This window comes from Streptomyces sp. NPDC052773, from assembly GCF_044547145.1.
Taxonomy (GTDB): domain Bacteria; phylum Actinomycetota; class Actinomycetes; order Streptomycetales; family Streptomycetaceae; genus Streptomyces.
Genome location: NZ_JBITZX010000002.1, coordinates 161975 through 187110 on the forward strand (window position 1 = coordinate 161975; position 25136 = coordinate 187110).

A 25136-nucleotide genomic window follows, 5' to 3' on the forward strand; every position below is an offset into this window, starting at 1 on the left:
GCAGGAGGTCAGGTCTTCTTCGCCCTGCTCGGCTGTACCCGCTTGGGCTCCCCCGGCATCTTCGGATACTCGGGCGGGTACGGCAGGTCCCCCAGCCCGTGGTCGTGTTCGTCGCGGCGGGCGAGGTCGAGCAGGGCGTCGAGGGAGTAGCGGTGCTCGTCCATGTCCGCGTGCACGTCGCCGGCCTCGGCGAAGCGCGCGGGCATGGTCGCGAGATCGAAGTCCCGGGGGTGCGCCTCGCCGACCTCCTCCCAGCGCAGCGGCGCCGAGACGGGGGCGTGCGGGCGGGGCCGTACGGAGTAGGCGGAGGCGATGGTGCGGTCCCGGGCGGTCTGGTTGTAGTCCAGGAAGATGCGGTTGCCCCGCTCCTCCTTCCACCACTTGATGGTCACCTGGTCCGGCATCCGCCGCTCCATCTCCCGCCCGACGGCGATGGCGGCGCGCCGGACCTGGGTGAAGGTCCAGCGCGGTTCGATGGGCACGAAGACGTGCAGCCCGCGCCCGCCGGAGGTCTTCGGAAAGCCGCGCAACCCGCCGAACTCCTCCAGCACCGCCCGCAGTTCGTGGGCGGCGCGCACGGCGTCGTCGTAGTCGGTGCCGGGCTGCGGGTCGAGGTCGATGCGCAGTTCGTCGGGGCGGTCGACGTCATCCCGGCGCACCGGCCAGGGGTGGAACGTGAGCGTGCCGTACTGCGCGGCCCACACGACCGCGCCCTCCTCCGTCGGACACATCTCGTCGGCCGTGCGGCCACTGGGAAAGGTGATGTGCGCGGTGGGAATCCAGTCGGGCATGCTCTTCGGCGCCCGCTTCTGGAAGAACCACTCCCCGGTCACCCCGTCGGGGTAGCGCTCCAGCGTGGTGGGCCGGTCCCGCAGGGCACGCAGGATCCCGGGGCCGACGGCGATGTAGTACCGGGCGAGATCCAGCTTGGTGAACCCGCGCTCCGGAAAGAACACCTTGTCCGGATTGGTCAGCCGCACGGTCCGGCCACCCACCTCGAGTTCCACCGCTTCACCCATGCAGCCACGGTAGGCGTGCCGGACCTTTCTCGCATACCGGGCATACAGGCGCGTATCAGCGCAGAATCGGAGCATGGATCTGCCGGTGATGCCCCCAGTGAAGCCGATGCTCGCCAAGTCCGTGGCGAAGATCCCGCCGGACATGCACTACGAGGCGAAGTGGGACGGGTTCCGGGCGATCGTGTTCCGGGACGGGGACGAGGTGGAGCTGGGCAGTCGTACCGGGAAGCCGCTGACCAGGTATTTTCCGGAGCTGGTGGGGGCGTTGAAGGAGCGGGTGCCCGAGCGCTGCGTGCTGGACGGGGAGATCGTGATCGCGCGGGAGGGGCGGCTGGACTTCGACGCGCTGACCGAGCGGATCCATCCGGCCGACTCGCGGGTGCGGATGCTGGCGGAGAAAACGCCGTCCTCCTTCGTGGCCTTCGACCTGCTGGCCCTTGACGACGAGTCACTGCTCGACGTGCCGCTGGAGGACCGGCGTGCGCTGCTGGTCAGGGCGTTGTCGCAGGCGACGCCCCCGGTGCATGTGGCGCCGGCGACGACCGACATCGAGGTGGCTCGGCACTGGTTCGAGCAGTACGAGGGGGCGGGCCTGGACGGGGTGATCGCCAAGCCCCGCAATCTGCGCTATCGCCAGGACGAGCGCGCCATGTACAAGATCAAGCACGAGCGGACCGCGGACGTGGTCGTGGCCGGGTACCGCCTGCACAAGAGCGGGCCGGTGGTGGGCTCGCTGCTGCTCGGGCTGTACGACGACCGGGGCGTGCTCCAGCACGTGGGCGTGTCCGCCGCGTTCCCGATGCGGCAGCGCGCCGCGCTGGTGGAGGAGCTGGAGCCACTGCGGATGGACGACGTCCAGGGGCATCCGTGGGCGGCCTGGGCGGAGGAGGCCGCCCACGAGTCGGCCCGGCTGCCCGGCGCGCCGAGCCGCTGGTCGGGCAAGAAGGACCTGTCGTGGGTGCCGCTGCGTCCGGAGCGGGTCGCGGAGGTGGCGTACGACCACATGGAGAACGGCGCCCGGTTCCGGCACACGGCCCGCTTCCGCCGCTGGCGCCCGGACCGGACCCCGGACAGCTGCACATACGCCCAGCTGGAGGAGCCGGTGCGGTACGACCTCGCGGAGATCTTCGGCGAGGCGTGAGCCCTGGGGACCTCAGGTGGCTCCCGCCCCTCAGGGCGTCATCAGCACCTTGACCGCGCCCTCCCGCTTGCGCTGGAACATCTCGTAGGCGTGCGGGGCGTCCTCCAGCGGGACGCGGTGGGTGGCGAAGTCGTCGACGCCGAGCGGGTCCTCGTCGGTGAGGTACGGGATGATCTCGTCGGTCCAGCGGCGGACGTTGGCCTGCCCCATCCGGATCTGGAGCTGCTTGTCGAACAGCGTCAGCATGGGCAGCGGGTCGGCCATACCGCCGTAGACGCCGACGAGGGAGAGGGTGCCGCCGCGGCGGCACAGCTCGATCGCGGTGTACAGGGCGGCGAGCCGGTCCACGCTGAAGCGTTCCGCGAGCGGGCCGCCGAGGGACCGGGGCAGCAGGGCGGCGGCCTGCTGGGTGAGTTTGGCGACCGCGCTGCCGTGCGCCTCGGTGCCGACCGCGTCGATCACGGCGTCGGGGCCGCGCCCGTCGGTCTCGTCGCGGATGGCGGTGACGAGTTCCTTCTCGTTGTCGAAGCTCTTCAGGTCGTACGTCTCGACGCCGCGCGCCCGGGCCCGTTCCAGCCGTTCGGGGACCAGGTCCACGCCGAACACGCGGCCGGCGCCGCGCACCTGGGCGACCCGGCAGGCCATGTCGCCGATGGGTCCGAGGCCGAGCACGGCGACACTGCCGCCCTGCGGGATGTCGGCGTAGGCGACCGCCTGCCAGGCGGTGGGCAGCACGTCGGAGAGGTAGACGAAACGGTCGTCGGGCGGGCCCTCGGGCACCTTGATCGGGCCGTACTGCGCCTGCGGGACCCGCAGGTACTCGGCCTGGCCACCGGGGACCGCGCCGTACAGCCGGGTGTAGCCGAACAGCGCGGCGCCCATCCCCTCGGCGCTGACCTGGGTGGTCTCGCACTGGGTCTGGAGCGCGTTGAGGCACATCCAGCAGTTGCCGCAGGCGATCTGGAACGGGACGACGACCCGGTCGCCGGCCATCAGGTCGGGCACTCCTGCGCCGACCTCCTCGACGATGCCCATGGGCTCGTGGCCGAGGATGTCGCCGGGGGTCATGAACGGGGTGAGCACCTCGTACAGATGCAGATCGGAGCCGCACAGCCCCGTGGAGGTGACGCGGATGATCGCATCGGTCGGCTCCTCGATCCGTGGATCGGGCACGCTCTCCACGCTGATCTTCCGCTTGCCCTGCCATGTCACTGCCCTCATCGTCCGCGCTCCCTCTCTCGCGCCCCGGGGGCCTGTCCTGCGGTTGGCAGCGCCCCGGGTACCCGGACGCGCCCCGCCGAACCGCGGGCGTGAGCCGATCGGCGCATTCCGCGCGCGCCACCGACGCGAGCGGGGCGGAACTTCCGAAATGATCGGGTATGACCATAGATGAGCCGATAAGCGCACAATCGAGGACACGGGACTGGGCGGGTGGCGACGGTGGGCACAGCACGAAGAGCACCCCTGAGGCGCGTCGGCACGACGGCGGCACCGGGGGAAGCGCGCCGGGGGCGGCCCGACGAGGCGACGGCACGGCCCCGGGCGCGCCGGGGGCGCCTCGGCACCGCGGCGGCGCTGCTGGCCGTCGCGCTGGCGGCCTCCCTGACGGCAGGGTGCACGGGCGGCGAAGGCCCCGCCGACGACGGCCGGGGGCGCGACCGGGAGCCCGGCGCCACCGAGTCCACGGAGCCGCCGGAGAGCGGTCCCGGCAAGGGTTCGGTGCTCGCCGTGAAGATCGACAACGTCCGCCGGGCCCGCCCGCACACCGGACTGAACGCCGCGGACGTGGTCTACGTCGAGCAGGTCGAGGGCGGACTGAGCCGGCTGATGGCGGTGTACGCGACCCGGCTGCCGAAGGCCGTGGGCCCGGTACGCAGCGCCCGGGAGACCGATCTGGAGCTGCTGGGCCAGTTCGACCGGCCGACGCTGGCGTTCTCCGGTGCGCAGCGCAAGCTGCTGCCGCTGATCGAGCAGGCGCCGGTGCGCGCCGAGCCACCCGGCCTGACCCCCGGCGCCTACTTCCGGGGCACCGGCCGGCCCGCCCCGCACAACCTCTATCTGCGCCCCGGCGCCCTGCTGCCCGAGCCCGCCGGCCCGGCCGCGCTGACCACCGGCTTCCGCTACGGCGCCGCCCCCTCCGGCGGCACGGAGACCGCCTCGCGGACCGTGACGTACCCGGCGGCGCGGTTCACGTTCACCTGGTCGGAGCGGTGGGGCCGCTGGCTGGTGTCGATGGACGGCACGGCCGCCACGACCACGGACGCGGGTCCGGTGGCGCCCGCGACGGTCGTCGTGCAGTACGTGAACCTGCGCAAGTCGGACTACTACGACTCGCTGGGCAACAACACGCCGTTCACCGAGACGGTGGGCTCGGGCCGGGCCGAGGTGCTGCGCGACGGCAAGGTCCACGAGGTGCGGTGGAAGCGGGGGTCGGCGTCCGAGGGGACGCACTTCACGACGAACGACGGCGCGCCGGTGAACTTCGCGAAGGGGCAGGTCTGGGTGGTGTTCGCCAAGGCCTGAGCCCATCAGCGCGGGTCACGGCGGCCCAACGGCACCGGCCGCCGCGGCCCTTTCGCACCGTCACCGCCCGGCCGTCAGCGGCTCCCCCGCATGCCGCAGCCCCTCCGCCCCGTCCGACACCCGCTGGATGAGCCCGAGGAACTGGCTGCGCTCCTCCTCGGAGAGCGGCGCGAGGAACACCTGGTTCATGCGGGCCGCGCGCACCGCCAGCTTGCGCTGGGTGCGCTCGCCCTCCTCGGTGAGGCGCAGCAGGAAGCGGCGGCCGTCCTGCGGGTCGCGGACCTTGCCGAGCAGCCCCCGGGAGACGAGCCGCCCGATCACCTCGGCGATGGTGGACCGGTCGAGGCCCACCCGCTCCCCCACGGTGCGCTGGTCCAGGCCCGGCTCGGTGACGAGCGTGTTCAGGACGGCGAACTGGGGCGAGGTGATCTCCTCGGACACCATCGTGTTCCACAGCAGGTGGTGCGCCTGCTGGAGCCGCCGGGCCAGATGCCCGAGTTGGCTATTGAGGTCCACCGCGACCATGTGCGCTCCCGGGTGCTCGACATCGCTGGAGAATTCGTTGGCAATTCGTGGGTGCACTGAACGATACCGGTCTTGACGAGGCTGGCGGCCCAGTGGCAGCGTGTCGAGCACCTCGTTGAAATAGTCAGTGCCCTGACTATTCGGGTGCAGAGATGGGACTTCTCGGATGGACAAGGTGGTGGCCTGCGCCGCCGAGGCGGTGGCCGACGTGGGTGACGGCGCGTCGCTGGCGGTCGGCGGCTTCGGGCTGAGCGGTGTGCCGAACGTGCTGATCGAGGCCCTGTACGAGCGGGGTGTCGGGGGGCTGTCGGTGGTCTCCAACAACTGCGGGGCGATGGAGTCCGGCCTCGCCGTGCTGCTGGCGGCCGGCCGGATCGCCCGGGTGACCGGCTCCTACATCGGAGCGAACAAGGAGTTCGCCCGCCAGTACCTGGCCGGAGAGCTGGAGGTGGAGCTGATCCCGCAGGGCACGCTCGCCGAGCGGCTGCGGGCCGGCGGCGCCGGCATCCCCGCCTTCTACACCCCCGCCGGTGTCGGCACCCAGGTCGCCGAGGGCGGACTGCCCTGGCGCTACGACGGTGAGGGCGGCGTCGCCCTCGCCTCGCCCGCGAAGGAGGTGCGGGAGTTCGACGGCGTGGAGTACGTGCTGGAACGCGGCATCCGCACCGACTTCGCGCTGGTCCGGGCGGCGAAGGGCGACCGGCACGGCAACCTCGTGTTCAACAAGTCCGCCCGGAACTTCAACCCGCTCGCGGCGATGGCCGGGCGGATCACCATCGCCGAGGTGGAGGAGCTGGTCGAGCCCGGCGGGATCGACCCGGACGCGGTCCACCTGCCGGGCATCTTCGTCCAGCGCGTGGTCGCGCTCACCCCGGAGCAGGCGGCGGACAAGAAGATCGAGCGGCGGACGGTGAGCGGCTGATGGCCTGGACACGTGAGCAGATGGCGGCCCGCGCGGCGCGCGAGCTGAAGGACGGGCAGTACGTCAATCTCGGCATCGGCCTGCCCACGCTGATCCCCAACCACCTCCCGGAGGGCGTCGAGGTGGTCCTGGAGTCGGAGAACGGCATCCTGGGCACCGGCCCCTACCCCACCGAGGACGCCGTCGACCCGGATCTGATCAACGCCGGCAAGGAGACCGTCACGGTCCTGCCGGGCGCGTCCTTCTTCGACTCGGCGCTCTCGTTCTCCATGATCCGCGGCGGCCACATCGACGTCGCCGTGCTGGGCGCGATGCAGGTCTCCGCCCGCGGGGACCTGGCGAACTGGGCGGTGCCGGGGAAGCTGGTCACCGGCATCGGCGGGGCGATGGACCTGGTCCACGGCGCCCGCACGGTGATCGTCGTGATGACCCACACCGCCAAGGACGGCTCACCGAAGATCCTCGACGCATGCACCCTGCCGCTCACCGGCAAGGCGTGCGTGGACCGGATCATCACCGACCTCGGCGTCCTCGACGTCACCGCCGACGGCCTGGTCCTCGTCGAGACCGCGCCCGGCGTCACCCCCGAGGAGATCACCGCGAGGACCGCCGCGAAGGTCCGGGTCAGCGAGGAGAGCGCCGCGTCATGAGCACCCTCAGGGACGTCTACGTCATCGACGCCGTCCGCACCCCCGTCGGCCGCTACAACGGCGCCCTCGCCGCCGTCCGCCCGGACGACCTCGCCGCCCACGTGCTGCGCGAACTCCTCGGCCGTACACCCGACTTGGACCCGTCCCGGATCGAGGACGTCTACTTCGGCAACGCCAACGGCGCCGGTGAGGAGAACCGCAACGTCGCCCGCATGGCCGCGCTGCTGGCGGGCCTGCCCACCTCGGTGCCGGGCGTGACCGTGAACCGGCTGTGCGCCTCCGGTCTGGAGGCCGTGATCCAGGCGGCCCGCGCCATCGCCGTCGGCGACGCCCACATCGCCGTGGCGGGCGGCGTCGAGTCGATGACCCGCGCGCCGTACGTGCTGCCGAAGAGCGACACGCCCTTCCCCGCCGCCCACACCGAGCTGTACTCGACCACCCTCGGCTGGCGCATGGTCAATCCGCGGATGGACCCGCAGTGGACCATCCCGCTCGGCGAGTCCGCCGAACTCATCGCGGACAAGCACAAGATCACGCGCGAGCAGCAGGACGAGTTCGCGCTGGCGAGCCATCGGAAGGCGGCCCGGGCGCAGGCCGAGGGCCGGTTCGACGCGGAGATCACTCCGGTGCCGGTCCCCCGCCGCAAGGGTGACCCGGTGGTCGTCGGCGCCGACGAGTGCGTCCGCCCCGACGCCTCCCTGGAGGCCATGGCCCGGCTGAAGCCGTCCTTCCGGAAGGACGGCGGCACGGTGACCGCGGGCAACGCCTCCCCGCTCAACGACGGCGCCGCCGCGCTGCTCCTCGTCGACGAGGAGGGCCTGAGGGCCACCGGCCGCGAACCGCTCGCCCGCATCTCGGCGACCGGCGTCTTTGCGACCGACCCGCACTACTTCGGTCTCGCCCCGGTCGAGGCCGTCAACCGGGCGCTGGCCAAGGCGGGCAAGGGCTTCGCCGACCTCGACGTGCTGGAGCTGAACGAGGCGTTCGCCGCCCAGGTGCTGGGCTGCGTCGCCGAGTGGCCCGCGTTCGACCCCGCGATCCTCAACCCGCAGGGCGGGGCCATCGCCCTCGGCCATCCCCTCGGCGCCTCCGGCGCCCGCCTCGCCGGCACCGTCGCCCACCAGCTCGCCCGCAAGGGCGGCGGGGTCGGTGTCGCCACCCTCTGCATCGGCGTCGGCCAGGGACTCGCCCTGGTCCTGGAGCGCTAGGAACCGCCCATGACACTCACTCAGCACGACATCGACCGGGAGATCGCGGCCGAGCGCGCCGCGTACGAGAAGCGCGTCGCCGACGGCGCCCCGGTCGAGCACCACCCGCGCCGCGACTACGCGCCGTACCGCTCCTCGGTGCTGCGGCACCCGAAGCAGCCGCCGGTCACCATCGACGTCACCAAGGACCCGGAGCTGGTGGAGCTGTCCTCCCCCGCCTTCGGCGAGCGCGACATCACGGAGATCGACAACGATCTGACCCGGCAGCACACCGGGGAGCCGATCGGCGAGCGCATCACCGTCTCCGGACGCCTGCTCGACCGCGACGGGCGCCCGGTCCGCGGGCAGCTCATCGAGATCTGGCAGGCGAACTCGGCGGGCCGCTACGCCCACCAGCGCGAGCAGCACGACGCCCCGCTCGACCCCAACTTCACCGGCGTGGGCCGCACCCTCACCGACGCCGAGGGCCGCTACCACTTCACCACCATCCAGCCGGGCCCCTACCCGTGGCGCCAGCACCTCAACGCCTGGCGCCCGGCCCACATCCACTTCTCCATCTTCGGTACGGCGTTCACCCAGCGGCTGGTGACGCAGATGTACTTCCCCAGCGATCCGCTCATCCCGTACGACCCGATCATCCAGTCGGTGACGGACGACGCCGCCCGGCAGCGGCTGATCGCGACGTACGACCACGACCTGTCGGTGCCGGAGTTCTCGATGGGCTACCACTGGGACATCGTGCTCGACGGCCCGCGGGCCACCTGGCTGGAAGAAGGGCGCTGACCCGCCATGACGAAGATCGACACGAGCCGTCCGGAGACCGTGCTGCCCACCCCGTCGCACACGGTGGGCCCCTTCTACGGCCACGCCCTGCCGTTCCCCGGCGGCGGCGACATCGCGCCCGTCGGCCACCCGGACACCATCGTCCTCCAGGGGTACGTGTACGACGGCGAGGGCAATCCGCTGCCGGACGCCTTCCTGGAACTGTGGGGACCGGACCCGGACGGCGAGCTGCCGCGGGTCGACGGCTCGATGCGCCGCGACCCCGCCACCGGCGGGTTCCTCGGCCGCAACGGCGTGGAGTTCACCGGCTGGGGCCGCGTCCAGACCGACGCAGGCGGCCACTGGTCCGCGCGGACCCTGCGGCCCGGCGCGCGCGGGCACAGCGCGCCGTACCTCAGCGTGTGCGTGTTCGCGCGCGGGCTGCTCGTCCACCTGTTCACCCGGATCTATCTGCCGGGCGACGACGCGGCGCTGGCCGCCGACCCCCTGCTGGCGCGGCTCGACGGGGCGCGCCGCGACACGCTGATCGCGAAGGACGACGGCAAGGGCACCTACCGTTTCGACATCCGCCTTCAGGGCGAAGGCGAGACGGTCTTCCTGGAGTTCCAGTGACATCCGACGCTTCCGACACCGGTCTGCTCGCCCCCGGATGGGCGGGCTCCCCGGCCGCCTCCGCGACGAGTGACGCCGCGTATCTGCGGGCGCTGCTCGACGCGGAGGCGGCACTCACCCGCGCCCAGGCCGCGCTCGGTCTCGTCCCGGCCGAGGCGGCGACGGCGGTCACCGAGGCCACCGACCCCGGCCGGTTCGACGTGGCGTCGCTGGCCGAGCGCGCCCGCGGCGGCGGCAACCCGGTGATCCCGCTGGTCGCCGACCTGACCGCGGCGGTCGGCGAGGAGCACGGCCCGTACGTGCACCGGGGCGCGACCAGCCAGGACATCATGGACACGGCGGCGATGCTGGTCGCGGCGCGCACCCTGGACCTGGTCCTGGCCGGCCTCGCCCGCACCGAGCGGGCGCTGGCCCGCCTCGCCGCCGAGCACCGCGACACCGCGATGCCGGGCCGGACCCTCACCCAGCACGCCGTCCCGACGACGTTCGGTCTGAAGGCGGCCGGGTGGCGTTCGCTGGTGCTGGACGCGCGGGACCGGGTGAGCGCCGTACGGGACTCCCTGCCCGCCCAACTCGGCGGGGCGGCGGGCACGTTGGCGGCCTTCGGGGCGTACGGCGCGAGCGATCCGACCGCGCTGCCGACGGAGTACGCCCGTGAACTCGGCCTGCGAGCGCCCGGCCTGCCCTGGCACACCCTGCGCACGCCCATCGCCGACCTCGCCGGGTGCCTCGCCTTCACGGCGGGCGCGCTCGGCAAGCTCGCCGTGGACGTCCTCACCCTCTCCCGCACCGAGATCGCCGAGGTGGCGGAGGGCAGCGGCGGGGGTTCGTCCGCCATGCCGCACAAGTCGAACCCCGTGCGGTCCACCCTCCTCGCCGCCGCCGCCCGCCGGGCGCCCCAGCTCGCGGCCACGCTGTACGGGTCCCTGGCGGCGGAGGACGAGCGCCCGGCCGGAGCCTGGCACGCCGAATGGGAACCGCTCAGGGACCTGCTGCGGCTGGTGGGCGGCGCGGCCCAGGACGCCGCCGCACTGGCGGAGGGACTGCGGGTCCGCCCCGACGTCATGCGCGAGCACCTGGACCTGACCCACGGATCGATCGTCTCCGAGCGGCTGTCCGCCGAGCTGACCCCGGCCCTGGGCCGGGCCCGCGCCAAGGAGCTGCTCACCCGGCTTGCGTCCGAGGGCCGCCCGCTCGCCGAGGCGCCGGAGCTGGCGGACGCCGACCTCGACCCGGCCCACTACACCGGCTCCGCCGGAGCCCTCACCGACCGCGCTCTGGAGCGAGAGTGACCGACAAGCTGCTCAACCACCGTGCCGAAGGCGCCCCGTCCGCTCCCCCGCTGCTGCTCGGACCGTCCCTGGGCACCTCCTACGCCCTGTGGGACAAAGTCGCGCCCGAACTGTCCGCCACCCACCGGGTGATCCGCTGGGACCTGCCCGGCCACGGCGGCTCCGCCGCCGACCTGATCGGCGCAGGGGCGACCGTCGGCGACCTCGCGAACCTGGTGCTGGCGCTCGCCGACGCGCTGGGCGTGGAGCGGTTCGCGTACGCGGGCGTGTCACTGGGCGGCGCGGTGGGACTGCACCTGGCGGTACATCACCCGGAGCGGCTGTCGTCCCTGGCCGTGATCTGCTCCTCGGCCCACTTCAACGGGGCGAAGCCCTGGCAGGAGCGGGCCGCGCTGGTCCGCCGCGAGGGCCTGGCGTACCTGGCGGAGACCGCGGACGCCCGCTGGTTCACACGCGGGTTCACCGTCCCGGAGCTGGTGCGCGACCACCGCGAGGCCGACCCCGAGGCGTACGCCGCCTGCTGCGACGCCCTCGCCGCGTTCGACCTGCGGGACCGGCTCGCCGCCATCCGCGTGCCGACGCTGCTGATCGCCGGCCGGGACGACCCGGCGACCCCGCCCTCACATCTGCGGGAGATCGCCGACGCCGTACCGGACGCCGCGCTGACGGAGATCCCCGGCGCCTCCCATCTGGCGCCCGCGGAACGCCCCGAAGCCGTACTGACGGCTCTCCGCTCGCACTTCGACGGGGACGCCCGGCGGGGCATGGAGGTGCGCCGCGAGGTGCTGGGCCACGCCCACGTGGACCGCGCCCAGGCCCGGCAGACGCCGTTCACCGCCCGCTTCCAGGACTTCATCTCCCGCTACGCCTGGGGCGAGATCTGGACCGACCCCACCCTCACCCGCCGCGAACGCAGCATGATCACCCTCACCGCCCTGGTCGCCCACGGCCACTACGAGGAACTGGCCATGCACGTACGAGCGGCCCGCCGCAACGGCCTGACCCCCGAGGAGATCGGCGCGGTCCTCCTCCAGACGGCGGTGTACTGCGGAGTCCCGGCGGCGAACTCGGCGTTCGCGGCGGCGCAGCGGGTGCTGGCGGAGGAGGACGGGGCCGCGGGGTGACCAACCCGCCCGCCCGGGGCGTCGAAGTCGGCGAGTCGGGCTGTACGCCGGGTTCTCCAGAAGCGTGCGGCCGTCGTCCCAGGCGCGCAGCTGCACACCCAGTCGCTCGGCCAAGTCCCGTGGCGTCGTCCGACGGAACTCCTGGTCGGCGCAACATGCCGCCGCCTTGGCGCGAACACCGCCGTGCACCGTCAACTGGGTCCCAGTAGCCACCGCGCCACCAAACTCGCCGGTGCCCTGCGGGCTATGGAGGCCGGAGCGCCGCGAACTGTTCGGCCTCGCGACGCCCGCATCCAGGACGCCGCCCACAAGCGGCCGCGGTTGTGCGACACCCCGATCGATGAGGTTGCGGAACAACTCGTCAGGCACCCCGGACGGACGAGATGGGATGTTGGACTCAGAGGCAAGGCGCTATGACGCTCCGTGCGCACTGCCCGCATAGGGGCGCGGAAATAAGGCACGGCGGCCGCCCGAGGATGCTGACGGACCGTCGCGCCCTGGAACCGCTTACCCGGTCATTCCCACGGATCGATCCCCTCGTCGAGGAGTCGCTCTTCCTCCTCCCTGCTCAGGAACTTGGCACGTTGCCTTCCCCAGAGGGCTGCGTCACCAAGTGGGTTACTTTCCAGTTCTCCCTGAAGCGTGCGGCGCAGGAATTCCACCATGCCGCACTCATAACGACGCCACTCATGTGCGCCGCGCTTCCACACCAGCACGGGCCATTCATCTGGGACTGGACCCGAGGCGTCCCAGCAGAGGACGTCCGCGCTCGCGTCGACTCCCCATGCGATAAGGACCGGAGGAGAGACAACCGAGAAGGCCTTCGTAGGCTCCAAGTCCCAGCCCTTACGCGCATTCTTCGTCCCCGGAGACATTCCGCTGCCGGTCCGCTGCGCATCCCACGTCGCCGGCTGGAGGATCTCCAGGTAGTCCTCGATCGCGCCGGGACCGTAGGTTTCCATGAAGGCACGGTAGTCGCTGGGGAAGGGAGCACCCCAGGACGCTTCGAGCTCCTCCCAAGGCACCGACGGACCACCGTCCTGCGGCGACGGCATCATCGCGGCGAGTTCGCCCAGAGCTGACATTGAGTGCATCCTTTTGGGTCTTTTCGCGACAGTAGGACAGCAGGGAATCTAAGTTGAGCCAGTGGAGGCGTCAATTCATCCCTGCTATGGGAACAGGCTGTCCGGCTGTCGGATCGAGGTAGGTTCCCAGGTTCCGGCCGCTGATGAGCTCGTTCGGCACTGTTCTGTCGATTTTGAGCCCGGGGCTTCCGTCGGGAAGGTAGTCGATGGCGAAAATATGGAACTCTGTCGCCACCGCGCGAACACCCTGATAGTTCGCGGTGACCTTGCAGTAAACGGTTTGCCCTTCTTTTTCGATCGCGTTCTTCACCTGCGTTTCGTAGGTGTACATGTTGTTGGCGCCCTGAGTGGAACCATCCTGGACCGTATTGGCTCCTCGGGAACACGTGGCCAGGTTCCGCAGATCCAGGCCACTTCCGCCGAGAACATCAGAAAGCAGGTGGCAGGCGTTGATGTTTTCGCGGGAGGTGAGACCGTGATGCCGGGCGGTGCGACCGGTCCAGCGGTAACGGGGCGGCATCACCTTTCGTACGTCTGTACCGGATCCTGTCCGAAGGTCCGCCCGGGTGATGCCTGCCTCGAACAACGTCGCGCGGTTGCCGTGCGCGCTGTCGAGGCTTCCCGGGTTTTGCCAGCCGCTGCCCCCGGCATTACAACCGCCAGGTCCTCTCGGGAACGTCCTGAATCGACCGTTCCCTTCCTCGAAGAGATCGCAGACCTTATCGATCCCCTTGTCGATCCCCTTGTCGATCGGGTTCTCGTACCCGAACACAAAGCTGCCCAAGTCCAGCCCTATGCCGATCGGGTTTCGTTTGGCTGCGAACTTGGTGCCGGTCTTCAACGCGCCCTTGATGTCGTCCCATGAGAAGTGGCCATCGATCTCGATGCCGCTGATGGGTTGCCGCCGGTGAAGGCGTACCGGTTGCCGGTCTACGGGTCGGTGCCGAGGCCCATGTCGGCGAGGGCGCCGTTGTACATGTCCCGGGTGGTGAAGCGGTTCAGGCCCGGGCTGTAGCCGCGGGAGCCCATGTCGTAGGTGCCGGACTGGGCATCCCAACGCTTGGTGTTGAAGCGGCAGGCGTTGTACGCCTCCTTCGTCGGGTCCGCAGCGTCGGGCTTGTCTATGCCGGTGAACTCGGAGGTGTCTTCCGATCCGTAGGCGGTGTAGCCGTACGTCGCCTTGGTGTCACCGTTCTTGTCCGTGAGGGTCTCGACGTCGGTGTGGCTGTTGTAGCCGTAGTAGCCGTCCTCGGTCTTACCGTCCGTGTTGTGCTTGACCTGAGACAGGCGCTCACCCCACGGGCTGTACTGGTAGGACTTCGTGAACTCGTCGGCGACCTACTCGTCCAAGACCTCGCTGGACAGGCCTAGGTAGCTGTATTCGGTGGTCTTTCCGTCGGCGGTCTTCGACGTGGTGCGGTCGAGCGGGTCGAAGGTGTACTTCGTCGACTTCATCGCACCGGAGTCGCCCATCTTCTGGGACTCGATAACGTGGTCGAAGCCGTCGTACACGCTCCGTTCGATGACCTGGCCGGCCGAGGTGACCGACTCCTGGCGGCCGAAGGGGTCATAGTTGTAGGTCGCCGCGGAGGTGCCGACGGTTGCCTTCAGCAGGCGGTTGCGGTCGTACTCGAACCGCGTGGTCTCGTTCTTGACCGTCTGGGTGATGACGTTGGCGTTGTCGTCGTGGACGTATGTCTCGGTCGTCGCGCCGCTGCCAGTCTTGACGGACTGCTTCAGCCGGTCGGCCGGGTCGTAGGTGTAGTTGGTGTTCGATTCGAGGTAGGCCGCGTGGTTGTCGGCGTTCATCTTCTTCGCCACGTCCTGCGCCTTGTTGCCGTTGGCGTCGTAGGCGTAGGTGTGAGGAGACGAGGGTGCCGTTGGGCTTCTTCTCGGTTTCGACTTCAGGGCCGCGTCCAGGTAGTACGTGTAGTCGACGGTATTGCCGTTGGCCTTGGTCTCCTGGAGCTTCAGACCACGGTCGGTGTAGGTGTATGACGACACCTTGGCGTTGGTGTCCGTCGCCGTCTTGCCGACCGAGACCGTCTTCACCAGCTCACGCAGGTCGTACGTGTACTTGGAGAACTGGTCCGGGTGCGTAACGGTCTCCGGCTGGCCGTTCGCGTCATACGTGTACGACGTGGACTTCTTCTCCGTGCCGGACAGCGACTCGGTCACCTTCTGGACCTGGTTGAGGCCCGTGTAGGTGATCGCATACGCGTCGATCTTCGCGGTCGGGAGGCCCTGGTGTGTTCCCGTTCAGGTGGTACTCCAGCTCGTGCCGGGCCACCACCGTGGTCCCGTCCGACTTCTTCTCCAGATGGGACTTCACCGCGTCGTTGAGGTAGTAGGCGTAGTCGACGGTGGTGCCGTTCGGCTCGACCTGCTTCAGCGGCTGGCCGCGGTCGGTGGAGGTGAAGGTGCTGATCTGCTGGTTGCCCGCGGTTGGCGAAACCCACGTTCGTGATCTTGTCGATCATGTCGCGGACGTCGTAGTCGAACGCCGACCAGGTCACGTCGTGCGTCGTCGAGTCGATGTTGCCGTTGACGGACTCGGTCAAGGCGGACGCAGATCGTCCTCTTCCGAGCCCCGTGCACTGCGGTGCGGGAACAGAAGCCGCTGCTCGGTAATGGGAGGAGTTTTGCAAGGAGTCGCCCGTCCGAAGGATCGCGAAGGCTCGTCAGGAGTTCCTGACGAGCCTTCGCTGTGTTCGTTGCCGGTACCAGCCGCTAGGGCTGTGGCAGTTCACTGAAGAAGGGGCGGTCGGGCGCGAAATTTCGTGAGCAGATGGTCAGTTCCTCACCTCTGAGGTACGCCAGCATCCACTCGTTGAATGTCATCGCATACTCATGGTATCCGGATTCGTCGTGCTCGATGACCCCGATAGCCCATTGCTCAGAGGACTCTCGCGGCACTCTGAAGTAGACCGCCTCCCCCGAGGCCGAGTTTCCCCAGGGGAAGAGCTCGCCCGGACCGGTGCCGAACGGATACGGAGGCAAGTCCTCCTCTGCGAAGTCGGTCCAATTGTCTGGTTCTTCCCTGATCGCCTCTCCCAGGTTGTACCAGACCGTCGCCGGGTGGAACACGGTCAGCTGATTGTTGATCAGCACCGGTCCGTAGGCGTCCACGAACTTCCGGTAGTCCTCCGGGAACCGGATGCCGAGCTCCCGCTCGAGGCTGGACCACGGCTCCGGATCGGTCCACAGGAAACGCGGCTCGCCCAGCAGTTCCCGCAGGTCGTCGAAAGTAGCCGTCACGTGCACGTCGTACCTCCCTTCGCCGGCTGATTGATGATCCTGCAGTGCACCGGATCCGACCCGAGGATCGTATACGTGTAGTTGAGGCTGGTTGGGACGCCGGAGTTGGCGTTTCCGTAGATCGGCGTGACGCTGATGGCGACCCACTTACGGGCCAGCAAGGCATCACGTATCGGCTTTTCCACCTTGTTGTACATGTCGGGGTGGTTCGTGTTCTTGTGCAGCGGAACCAGATTCCGGGGATCCCTACCGGAACCGCCCGTGACGTAGCCGATCAGGTGCCCGATCTGCGGGGTGCCTCCCGAAGCCCGGATCTCGTCCATGCCCGGGGGCGAGTAGGATCCCGTCTCGCACTTGTAGCAGGTGCCACGCTTTGTGTAGTCACCCGGGCCGACCAGGGCCATCGCGCCGGTCGCCCGGCACTGCGTGGCTCCGTTCCTGTCCGTGAACTCCTCGAGCGGAAGGTACAGCCGGCTCCCGTCTATCGAGGGAGACGACGTACAAGGGCTGTCATCCGTGTCGGTACCCCGCGGCTGAGGCCTGGGCCCGGGACCCGGCGACGGCTGGGGGGTGGGACCCGGGCGTGGTCTGCTGGATGATTCGGTGGAACTTGCCTCGTCCGCGGACGGCCTCAGCATGTCGCCTATGGCTTGCCCCGCGTCCCGAAGGCCCTGCTGGCCCTCCGGAGTCGCGGCATAGGCGGAGAGGCCCAGGGCTCCCGCCGCCCAGTAGGCGATCGCTGGAAGCGCGAAGAAGTGGCCGTCGATCTCGACGTTCGTTACCGGATTGCCGCCGGTGAAGGCGTAGCGGTTTCCGGTGAAGGGGTCCGCGCCCAGGTTCATGTCGGCGAGGGCGCCGGTGTACATGTCCCGGGTGGTGAAGCGGTTCAGGCCCGGGTTGTAGTCGCGGAAGCCCATGTCGTACGTGCCGGACTGGGCGTCCCACCGCTTGGCGTTGAAGCGGTAGGGGTTGTATACCTCCTTGGTCGGATCGGCCGCGTCCGGCTTGTCGATGCCCGTGAACTCCGACGTGTCGTCGGCGCCGTAGGCCGTGTAGCCGTATGTGGCTTTGGCGTCCCCGTTCTTGTCCGTGAGGGTCTCGACGTCGGTGTGGCCGTTGTAGCCGTAGTAGCCGTCCTCGGTCGTGCCGTCGCTGTTGTGCTTGACCTGCGACAGACGCTCGCCCCAGGGGCTGTACTGATACGACTTGGTCAGCTCGCCGGCAACCTTTTCGTCCAGGACCTCGCTGGACAGGCCCAGGTACTGGAAGGTCGTGGTCTTGCCGTCAGCCGTCTTGGACGCGGTGCGGTCCAGCGGGTCGAACGTGAAGGTCGTCGACTTCATCGCACCCGTGGCGTCCATCTTCTGGGACTCCACGACGTGGTCGAAGCCGTCGTACACGCTGCGCTCGACGACCTTGCCGCCCGACGTCACCGACTCCTGGCGGCCGAACGGGTCGTAGTTGTAGGTGGACGTCGTCCCTCCGACAGCCGTGGCGCTCAGCAGGCGGTTGCGGTCGTAGTCGTAGGTGGTGGTGACGTTCTTGACGGTCTGGCTGATGACGTTGGCGTTGTCGTCGTGGACGTAGGTCTCGGTGCCCGCACCGTTGCCGGTCTTCACCACCTTCTTCAACCGGTCGGCCGGGTCGTAGGTGTAGTCCGTGGTGGACGACAGGTACGTGCTCTTGTCGTCGGCGTTCATCTTCTTTGCGACGTCCTGCGCCTTGTTCCCATTCGGGTCGTAGGCGTAGGTGTGCGAGTTGACGAGAGTGCCGTTGGGCTTCTTCTCCGTCGTCGACTTCAGCGCCGCGTCCAGGTAGTACGTGTAGTCGACGGTATTGCCGTTGGCCTTGGTCTCCTGGAGCTTCAGACCACGGTCGGTGTAGGTGTATGACGACACCTTGGCGTTGGTGTCCGTCGCCGTCTTGCCGACCGAGACCGTCTTCACCAGCTCACGCAGGTCGTACGTGTACTTGGAGAACTGGTCCGGGTGCGTAACGGTCTCCGGCTGGCCGTTCGCGTCATACGTGTACGACGTGGACTTCTTCTCCGTGCCGGACAGCGACTCGGTCACCTTCTGGACCTGGTTGAGGCCCGTGTAGGTGATCGCATACGCGTCGATCTTCGCGGTCGACGAGGTGTCGTCGATCGACGTGAGGTTGCCGTTGAGGTCGTAGGAGTAGGCGAAGTTGTTCTTCTCCGTGTCGGCCGGGTCGCCGCTGGTGTCACGGACGAGCTTCACGCCGTCCGCGACCACCACGCCGCCGCTGTTCTGGAACAGTTGCAGCTTCGCCGTGTTGCCCTGCTTGAAGGAGTAGGAGCCCAGCGCGACCCATGTGCCCTGGTTCGCGGTCGCGTTCTGGTCGATCGTCTTGTCGACCGTTCCGGTCCCATGGGTGAGCGTGTACTTGGCCGTCGTCGCGGCGCCCGTCACCTTCGGGAACTTCACGTAGGCCGTGTACGTGCCGTCCTTGGGGATGTTGAGTGTCCACGTGAAGGCGCCGGTACCGGTACCCGCCGTGTGGGTCTCGTGGTTGTAGCCCTGCTGGCCGGCGATGTCTCCCTTCGCCCAGGTGCCGGTCTTCGAGGTGTTCTGGGTGTCTGAGTTGTCCACCAGGACGACCGACTTACCCATCGGAACGCCGTCGTCGGACCGCGACTTCAGCGAGCCGTCGGGGTAGTACGACCAGGTCATGGTGCGGTCCGAGGAGCCGCCCGCCGAGGTCAGGGTCCGCTTGGTCTGCTGACCCGTCTCGTTGTAGTCGTAGGTCGTGACGATGTCCCACGGGTCCGTGGACGACTTCACCCAGCCGTTGTCGAAGTGGCTGAAGCTGGTGTCGTTGCGGACCGTCTCGCCGTCTGACGGCGGCAGCGAGGTCTTCGCCACCCGGCCCACCTTGTCGTACGTGGTCTCCGTGTAGACGTTGGGATCGTTGTAGCGGGTGTCCGCCGGGTCGTAGGGCAGGTACTGCTTGAACGGACGGTTCAACGCGTCGTACTCGGTACGGGCGGTGAAAGCGGTGGTCGTGCCGGCCGCGACGGCACGCGGGGTAATGACCTTTGTGGTGTTGCCGACCTGGTCGTACTCGTACTTCGTCGTGCGGTACGTGATGGTCGACGTGCCGTCGTGCGGGACCTTGACCTCGGTCTTCTTGCCGCGCTCGTCGAAGCTGATGAGCGTGGTGTTGTTCTCCGCGTCCGTGGTCGACGTGACCAGCGAGTCCTTGTCGTAGCCCCGCTTGGTGGTCTTGCCGGCCGCGTCCGTGACGACCGTGACGCGGTGGTTCAGGTCATAGTCGGTCTTGGTGGTGTAGTCGGTCGTGTCGGCCGTCGCGTTTTTCTTGGGGTCGATGACCTTGGTGACGTTGCCGACGTTGTCGTACTCGTACGAGACCTTGTCGCCCTTCGCGTTGACGACGGAGGTGAGCTGGTAGATCTCGTTGTAGTGGTTCGTCGTGATGTAGTCGGTCGTGTCCGTTGTCGTCGCCGTGCCCTTGGGCTCTGTCGTCGTCTTGAGGTGGCCCACCTTGTCGTAGGTGTACGTTGTGGTGCGCGGGGCGGTCTGGTTGTTCGTCGGCGCCGTCGCCGAAGTGACCTGGTCCGCGTTGTCGTACACCGCCGTCGAGACGGCTCCGTTGGGTGCCGTCGACTTGGTGATGTTGTCGTTGGCGTCGTACTCCGGAGCCGGAGTAGTGATCAGAACGCCCGCGTCCTGGTCCTTGGGCGCCGTGTTGACCAGCGGACGCCCGAAGACGTCGTAGGTCTGCGTGGTCACCTTCTCGTAGGCGTCGGTGACCTGGGTGACCTGGCCACGCTCGTCGTACTCGAACTTCGTTGCGTTGTTCTTCGCGTCGGTGATCGTGTTCGGGTAGCCGGTCGGGCCGAAGTCGCTGTACGTGGTCGGGTTGCCGTTGGCGTCGGTGGCCTTGGTCAGCTGACCGTAGGAGTCATAGGTGTACTTGGTGGTGTAGCCGCTGGTGGTGGGCTCACAGACGCCCGTGGTCCAGGTGGCCGTGCCCTTGGGGTCGGTGACCGTCTTGAGGTTGCCGAAGCAGTCGTAACCGAACTTCCAGGCGCGCCCCTCCGGGGAGGTCTTGCGGACCAGGTCGGCCGAGTAGCCGTCCGCGCGCGTCTGGTACTCGTACTTCGCCGCGTTGGCCGGCCACTTGGACGGGTCCGTCACGTTGGACGTGCCCGTCCAGCAAGAGGTCGCCTGGTCCGGCACGCCCGTCTTGTTGTTCTCCGCGTCGCGCTGCCAGAGCGGATAGCCGGTCTTGTGGTCGTAGCAGTACGCGGTCTTCGCCCCGTTGTCCTCCTCCAGGTACGTGACGTTGTTGTCCGCGTCCCAGCTCATCTTCGTGGTCTGGGACTTGGCGTTGGTCGTCTGGACCGGGCGGCCGAAGTCGTCGGTGACGTACTTCGTCGTGTGGGACTCAGCATCCGTGATCGTCGTATCGGTGAACTTCGTGTTGGTGGCGTTGGCCGCGTAGACGAACCCGGTGTCACCGCCGAGGCGGTCGGTGATCGTCTTGGTCCACCAGTGGTACTTCGGGTCGTCCGTCGGCGGTTGGTTGTAGGCGAGCCGGGTGCTGTTGCCGCGCGGGTCGGTGGCGGTCACCAGCTTGACGTTCTTGTTGCCCTGGATGGCATCGTAGGTGAACTTGAAGGTCTTCGGCTGGCTGGAGCCGTTGCCGTCGACGAGGCGGCCGAGCAGGCCCGTGTCGGTGTAGTAGAAGGAGATCCGGCGTCCGGAGATGTCCGTGATGGACGCCACGTGGTCGTAGATGTGGGGGTCGGTGAGGTTGGTTCCCGAGACGAGGGCGCCGCTGTCATTGACGTACGAGTAGGTCGCGTCGCCTCTGAGGTAGTAGCCGATGCGGAGTGACTTGCGGCCGGCCGGGTCGGTGATGTACTTGAGGAACTTCGTCGGCCTGTGGTTGGACTGGCGTTCCTCGTAGGTGTAGGTCTGCGTGTTGCCGTTCTTGTCGACCACCGAGGTCAGGTAGCCGTCGCAGCCGAAGAGGAAGCGGGTGCCGTCCGGGCGCAGCAGTGTCCAGGCGTCCGGGACCGGGTCCTTGTTGGGGGTGCAGTCCAGGCCCGCCTTCATGGTGATGCGGTAGTGGACGCCGGCCGGGGCCTTCCAAGTGCCGTCGGCCTGCTTGCGGAAGGTATGTGTGGTGCCGTCGCCGTCGGGGAGGCGGATTTCGGTGGCGTTGGCGTTGGGGTTGGGGTGGAAGTCCAGGTGCCCGCCCAGCCGGATCGGACCGGCCAGCTGCGCCGACCAGCCCGGACCGGAGACGGTGTCGGAGGTGTCCAGCGAGTTGTACGCGAACCGCGCGAACGTGGTCAGGCCGCGGCCGGGGTTGGTGAACGCGTTGTAGGACCAGACGCTGTTGCCGAAGGCGAGGTTGTTCATCACCGTCGAGCCGGCGCCGGTGTTCTTGCCGGTGTAGGAGTAGAACTTCTCCAGGCCGAGGGCGTTGGAGGTGGGGTCCTCGACGGCCACGTTCTGCTTCAGCGGCGGGATGCCGCCGGTGCCGGCGGACAGCCAGGTGCCGTCGGAGACCTTGCGCACGTCCCAGCCGAGCACGTACTCGGTGCGCTTGTTGCCGGAATCGGAGTTGATCGGCGTCTTGACCTGCGCCTGGAGCACGGCTGACTGGCCGGGGCTGAGGGCCGGGATGGCCGTGGCGGCCTGGTTGCCGCCGTTGGTGACGTCCGTGCCGTCCGGGAGCTTCCAGGTGTACGACAGCTGCCGCTCACCCGCGGCCCACGCGCTGGCGGTGGTGTTGGTGACCGTGAAGTCCACCGTGTAGGTGGAGTTGGGGGTCATGCGTGCCGGGGTCTGCGGCGCGTAGTAGGTGTCGTCGGTGGTGGAGTCGACGTAGATGATGCGCAGCAGCGGGCCGAGCTGGTAGTCGGAGGCCTCCGACGCCAGGAACAGGGTGCGCTCCTGCGGTCCGGTGGACGACTCGTCCTTCAGCCTGACCATCGCGCCCTTGTTGGAGGTCGGGGTCTTGATCCAGCCCTGGGTGAGCGAGGTGGCGTCCCACCAGTGGCGGCCCACCTCCGACACCTGCGCGACGGTGTCGGAGACGGTACCGGAGTGGTCACCGCCCGCCGTGGTCCACGCCGTGGTGGACGTGGCGTTGTTCCAGGTGGCCGACGCTTCGGAGAAGTCCCGGTTCAAACCGCGCAGCTCGTAGATCGCGCCGTCGGTTCCGGTGGTGGTCTCCGCGCCCCACATGAACAGCCGCGACTCCGTCACCGTGGCCGTGGTCGGGATGTCCGACGTGGTGAACTTCATCACCGCGCGGGTCTTGCCGTAGGTGGAGGAGTTGTTGCCCACGCTCAGCCACTTCTGGCCGACGCCCCAGGACTGGATGGTGTCCTGGTTGGTGGTCGGCTGGGCCGAGGACAGCGTCGTGTCGGTGACGCCGGAGGTGCCCTGGATCAGCCGCATGGTGCGGCCGGTCTTGGGAACGCCCACGATGCGCGTGGGCGAGCCGAGCAGCTGGCCGTCCGCGGTCTTGACCGCGAGCTGGTAGTAGTACGACCGACCGATCTCCCCGCTGTAGGAGTTCGGAGTCGGGGTCGCGGTGGTGTCCGTGTACGTCGTGGCCGACTTGTCGATCGGCGCGATGAGGGTCGCCGCGGACGGCGTGAACGCCTGCTGCGTGGAGCGGTGCAGCTGGTACTCCACGATGTCCAGACCCGAGTCACCGGTCGTGTTGGAGTACGCCTTCCACGACAACTCCGGGCCGGTGGAATGCACCACAGTCGGGGAGTTCAGCGTCGTGCCGACCTTGCCGTAGGTCACCGTCAGCCGGGGGATCGTGGACGTCTCGCCGCCGTAGTCGCTGCCGTCACCCGCCTCGTAGCGCGGGCCGCCGGTCGGGGCCGTCGACGACTCGTCCGTGGCCTTCAGCACGAAGCCGTGGTTGGTGGCCGTGCCGTCCAGCCACTTCTGCACGGTGTCCGTGACCGGGAACTTGTGCCACTGGTTGTACTCGCCGGTGTTCTTCACGATCGTCGCCGGGTTCACCCAGCGCACCGCGTCCGCGATCACCGCGGTCGCACTGTCGGTGTCCCCGAGAACGACCTTGCCGGCCGTGCCCTTGGCGAAGTCGATCTGCGCGCCGCCGTTGAGGGAGGCCCACACCCCGCCCGAACCGGCCGTCTGGTTCACGGTGTAGGTGGCGGTGCCGTCCTGACCGGTCACCGTGTACGGGGCGGCCGTGGACCGGTCCGAGGCAGTCACATAGTGCGCGTCCACCCGGTAGGAAGCCGTCTCCGGGATCCTCGGCTGCCAGGTGTAAGTGTCAGTGGTGATCGAGTCCTTGTTGTACAGGTAGTCGCCGTCGATCCCGTACGTCTGCGACCCCGGCTTCCACGAGCCGACCGCCGCCGTCGTCCCCGGATCACCGTCGTCCACCTGCACGCTGGTCCCGGACAACTCGCCCACCAGCGAACTGGTATTCGACCAGGTCGCCGTCGACTCACTCCACGACCCGGTCGCCCGGTAGGCGCCGATGGTGACGTTGTTGGCGTTGGTGGTGTGCGCCTGGTCGAAGTACATCTCCAGACGCGCCGAGTCGATCTGCGTACCCGACGGGATTTCACTCAGCGGAAACTTGATCAGCGACCGGGCCGTGCCCGTGTCGGTCCTGCCCGCCGAAAGCTTCCAGCTGGTGTTGAAGTTGACCGACGCCTGGTCCGACAGAACCATGACATCCTGAGAAGCGGACGGGCTGGGCGCGATCGTGATCGTAGGGTCGATGACGACCGGATACTGCCGCTCCTTCGCCCCCAGCCACTTCGCGTCCGGTGTGACCGTCAGCTTCCAGGAGTCGCCGTCCTTGGTGAGCTTCTGGGTGACCTTGGTGCTGTAGGTCTGACCGAAGACGGAACGATTCGCCTTCTTCGCATCCGTCATGTACGGCGCCGGGATCACCAGCTCCGGCGTGTGCGGCAACTCGCCGTACAACGCGATCGAGCCGTCCTTGCGCGCCTTCGGAGTCAGCCCGTCGGTGTCCAGCGTGAAGGTGAACCTCACCGGCCCGTCGGGGCGTTCGGCGAGGATGATGTTCTCCTTCACCTGGCCCGGACCGACCGCGTACTCCAGATCCGCGCCGTGGACCGCGTCCTTGTACGTGACGGTCGAGCCCTTCGCCGTGGGCTTCAGCGAACCGCTCGCTCCCTCGAGACCAAGGGCGACCGAACGGCCACTCGGCGACTCGAACCGCACCAGCCGGTCAGCGTCCCCACCGAACCAGCTACGCCCGTTGTTCGTGGTATTGGCGAACTCGAAGCCCTTCGCCTTCGTGCCACGCACAGCGGTGCTGATCGACTTCCAGGTCGCCTTCTTGCCCGTACCGGAACGGTACGACGTCGGCACCGCCGACAACTCCGCCTCGACCCGGCCGTCCGACAACTGCCAGAACCGCGCGTGCGCCGTCCGCCGGCCCGTCAGCTCCTTCACGCGCTTCGCCCGCGGAGCAACCTTGCCCCTCGACAGTTTCTGCCGGTCGGCTATCTCCAGTTCGTCATACGACGGAGGATTTCCGTCTCCCTCGTCATCGTCCTCGAACCAGCCTTTGATGGTGTCGACAATCCCCTTGCCGTCATCATCATCAGCGGGCGCCGCATACGCGACCTGGGGCAGCGCGGTACTTGTCACCGCGGATACCACCAGGCACGCCACAAGCCTGCCCAGTCTGGGTCTCACGCCAAACCTCTCCTCGAAATTTCACGGCCCGAACATGCCACTGGAAACCGCCTCCACCTGCATGGATGAATGCCATAGCGGCGGCGCCGGGTTTCTATTCATTCCACTGTCTTCGTGTCAAGTGACCAGACATGTAAGACAGTTGGGGCCAAACGAAGCGCCGGGTGCCCGTTATTTCCGTTCGCTTGCCATCGGTTCGCGGCATCCGATATAACCGCCCGGATCAAATCCCGAGTACTCCGATTTTGAGGGGGTTAATTCATGGCCG

At 68.5% G+C, this 25136-nt stretch carries 17 protein-coding genes and 1 pseudogene; 9 read left to right on the top strand and 9 right to left on the bottom strand.

Features of this window, described 5'->3' with window-relative positions:
• Positions 1-8: 8 nt before the first annotated feature.
• Positions 9-1019: a non-homologous end-joining DNA ligase gene (gene ligD / locus ACIG0D_RS05850; protein ID WP_399796507.1), complete on the bottom strand. Its 1011-nt coding sequence runs from the start codon at positions 1017-1019 to the stop codon at positions 9-11.
• A 73-nt stretch (positions 1020-1092) separates the two neighbouring features.
• Here ligD and ACIG0D_RS05855 point away from each other — a divergent pair, with 73 nt between their 5' ends.
• Entirely contained in the window at positions 1093-2160 is a 1068-nt protein-coding gene (locus tag ACIG0D_RS05855) for an ATP-dependent DNA ligase (RefSeq protein WP_399796508.1), read from the top strand.
• A gap of 30 nt (positions 2161-2190) precedes the next feature.
• Here ACIG0D_RS05855 and ACIG0D_RS05860 read toward each other — a convergent pair whose 3' ends face one another.
• On the bottom strand, positions 2191-3381 hold the full coding sequence (locus ACIG0D_RS05860) for a zinc-dependent alcohol dehydrogenase (protein WP_399796510.1): 1191 nt from the start codon (positions 3379-3381) through the stop codon (positions 2191-2193).
• 354 nt (positions 3382-3735) lie between these two features.
• Between ACIG0D_RS05860 and ACIG0D_RS05865 the strand changes: the two genes are divergently transcribed.
• Positions 3736-4683 carry a DUF3048 domain-containing protein gene (locus ACIG0D_RS05865; RefSeq protein ID WP_399797058.1) on the top strand — a complete coding sequence of 316 codons (948 nt, stop codon included), beginning with the start codon at positions 3736-3738 and terminating at the stop codon, positions 4681-4683.
• 60 nt (positions 4684-4743) lie between these two features.
• Here the strand turns inward: ACIG0D_RS05865 and ACIG0D_RS05870 are convergent, their stop codons facing one another.
• The gene (locus ACIG0D_RS05870; RefSeq protein WP_399796512.1) at positions 4744-5208 is read right to left on the bottom strand and encodes a MarR family winged helix-turn-helix transcriptional regulator; all 465 of its coding nucleotides are present in this window, start codon (positions 5206-5208) and stop codon (positions 4744-4746) included.
• Positions 5209-5374: 166 nt separating this feature from the next.
• Here ACIG0D_RS05870 and ACIG0D_RS05875 point away from each other — a divergent pair, with 166 nt between their 5' ends.
• From ACIG0D_RS05875 to pcaD, 7 genes are read left to right on the top strand one after another with little or no spacing between them, the layout of a single operon-like run.
• Positions 5375-6130, top strand: coding sequence for a CoA transferase subunit A (locus ACIG0D_RS05875; protein ID WP_399796513.1), 756 nt, complete (start codon positions 5375-5377; stop codon positions 6128-6130).
• The gene (locus ACIG0D_RS05880) at positions 6130-6780 is read left to right on the top strand and encodes a CoA transferase subunit B (RefSeq protein WP_399796515.1); all 651 of its coding nucleotides are present in this window, start codon (positions 6130-6132) and stop codon (positions 6778-6780) included. The genes ACIG0D_RS05875 and ACIG0D_RS05880 overlap by 1 nt, the downstream gene beginning before the upstream one ends.
• Positions 6777-7988 carry a thiolase family protein gene (locus ACIG0D_RS05885; RefSeq protein ID WP_399796516.1) on the top strand — a complete coding sequence of 404 codons (1212 nt, stop codon included), beginning with the start codon at positions 6777-6779 and terminating at the stop codon, positions 7986-7988. The genes ACIG0D_RS05880 and ACIG0D_RS05885 overlap by 4 nt, the downstream gene beginning before the upstream one ends.
• A gap of 9 nt (positions 7989-7997) precedes the next feature.
• Positions 7998-8771, top strand: a complete 774-nt coding sequence (gene pcaH / locus ACIG0D_RS05890; RefSeq protein ID WP_399796518.1) for a protocatechuate 3,4-dioxygenase subunit beta — start codon at positions 7998-8000, stop codon at positions 8769-8771.
• Positions 8772-8777: 6 nt separating this feature from the next.
• Positions 8778-9383 carry a protocatechuate 3,4-dioxygenase subunit alpha gene (gene pcaG, locus ACIG0D_RS05895; protein WP_399796520.1) on the top strand — a complete coding sequence of 202 codons (606 nt, stop codon included), beginning with the start codon at positions 8778-8780 and terminating at the stop codon, positions 9381-9383.
• Positions 9380-10675, top strand: a complete 1296-nt coding sequence (pcaB, locus tag ACIG0D_RS05900; RefSeq protein WP_399796521.1) for a 3-carboxy-cis,cis-muconate cycloisomerase — start codon at positions 9380-9382, stop codon at positions 10673-10675. Before pcaG ends, pcaB begins: the two co-directional genes overlap by 4 nt.
• Positions 10672-11799, top strand: a complete 1128-nt coding sequence (pcaD, locus tag ACIG0D_RS05905; protein WP_399796522.1) for a 3-oxoadipate enol-lactonase — start codon at positions 10672-10674, stop codon at positions 11797-11799. The genes pcaB and pcaD overlap by 4 nt, the downstream gene beginning before the upstream one ends.
• Before the next feature lie 515 nt (positions 11800-12314).
• Here pcaD and ACIG0D_RS05910 read toward each other — a convergent pair.
• The 6 genes and pseudogenes from ACIG0D_RS05910 to ACIG0D_RS05935 form a co-directional block, all read right to left on the bottom strand.
• Positions 12315-12884 (bottom strand): SMI1/KNR4 family protein, encoded by a 570-nt coding sequence (locus ACIG0D_RS05910; RefSeq protein ID WP_399796523.1) that lies wholly within the window; start codon positions 12882-12884, stop codon positions 12315-12317.
• A gap of 70 nt (positions 12885-12954) precedes the next feature.
• Positions 12955-13725, bottom strand: a complete 771-nt coding sequence (locus ACIG0D_RS05915; RefSeq protein ID WP_399796525.1) for a DNA/RNA non-specific endonuclease — start codon at positions 13723-13725, stop codon at positions 12955-12957.
• Between the two features lie 191 nt (positions 13726-13916).
• A pseudogene (locus ACIG0D_RS05920) lies at positions 13917-14171 on the bottom strand (hypothetical protein); the annotation flags it as partial.
• 51 nt (positions 14172-14222) lie between these two features.
• Positions 14223-15062, bottom strand: a complete 840-nt coding sequence (locus ACIG0D_RS05925) for a hypothetical protein (RefSeq protein ID WP_399796526.1) — start codon at positions 15060-15062, stop codon at positions 14223-14225.
• 552 nt (positions 15063-15614) lie between these two features.
• Positions 15615-16148: an SMI1/KNR4 family protein gene (locus ACIG0D_RS05930; protein ID WP_399796528.1), complete on the bottom strand. Its 534-nt coding sequence runs from the start codon at positions 16146-16148 to the stop codon at positions 15615-15617.
• Positions 16139-23869: a DNRLRE domain-containing protein gene (locus ACIG0D_RS05935; RefSeq protein WP_399797060.1), complete on the bottom strand. Its 7731-nt coding sequence runs from the start codon at positions 23867-23869 to the stop codon at positions 16139-16141. The genes ACIG0D_RS05930 and ACIG0D_RS05935 overlap by 10 nt, the downstream gene beginning before the upstream one ends.
• Positions 23870-25136: the final 1267 nt, after the last annotated feature.

Excerpts from the sequence above, each read along its gene's own strand:
- ligD (WP_399796507.1), bottom strand. The coding sequence starts at position 1,019 with ATGGGTGAAGCGGTGGAACTCGAGGTGGGTGGCCGGACCGTGCGGCTG.
- ACIG0D_RS05855 (WP_399796508.1), top strand. The coding sequence starts at position 1,093 with ATGGATCTGCCGGTGATGCCCCCAGTGAAGCCGATGCTCGCCAAGTCC.
- ACIG0D_RS05860 (WP_399796510.1), bottom strand. The coding sequence starts at position 3,381 with ATGAGGGCAGTGACATGGCAGGGCAAGCGGAAGATCAGCGTGGAGAGC.
- ACIG0D_RS05870 (WP_399796512.1), bottom strand. The coding sequence starts at position 5,208 with ATGGTCGCGGTGGACCTCAATAGCCAACTCGGGCATCTGGCCCGGCGG.
- ACIG0D_RS05875 (WP_399796513.1), top strand. The coding sequence starts at position 5,375 with ATGGACAAGGTGGTGGCCTGCGCCGCCGAGGCGGTGGCCGACGTGGGT.
- ACIG0D_RS05880 (WP_399796515.1), top strand. The coding sequence starts at position 6,130 with ATGGCCTGGACACGTGAGCAGATGGCGGCCCGCGCGGCGCGCGAGCTG.
- ACIG0D_RS05885 (WP_399796516.1), top strand. The coding sequence starts at position 6,777 with ATGAGCACCCTCAGGGACGTCTACGTCATCGACGCCGTCCGCACCCCC.
- pcaH (WP_399796518.1), top strand. The coding sequence starts at position 7,998 with ATGACACTCACTCAGCACGACATCGACCGGGAGATCGCGGCCGAGCGC.
- pcaG (WP_399796520.1), top strand. The coding sequence starts at position 8,778 with ATGACGAAGATCGACACGAGCCGTCCGGAGACCGTGCTGCCCACCCCG.
- ACIG0D_RS05910 (WP_399796523.1), bottom strand. The coding sequence starts at position 12,884 with ATGTCAGCTCTGGGCGAACTCGCCGCGATGATGCCGTCGCCGCAGGAC.
- ACIG0D_RS05935 (WP_399797060.1), bottom strand. The coding sequence starts at position 23,869 with ATGGTTCTGTCGGACCAGGCGTCGGTCAACTTCAACACCAGCTGGAAG.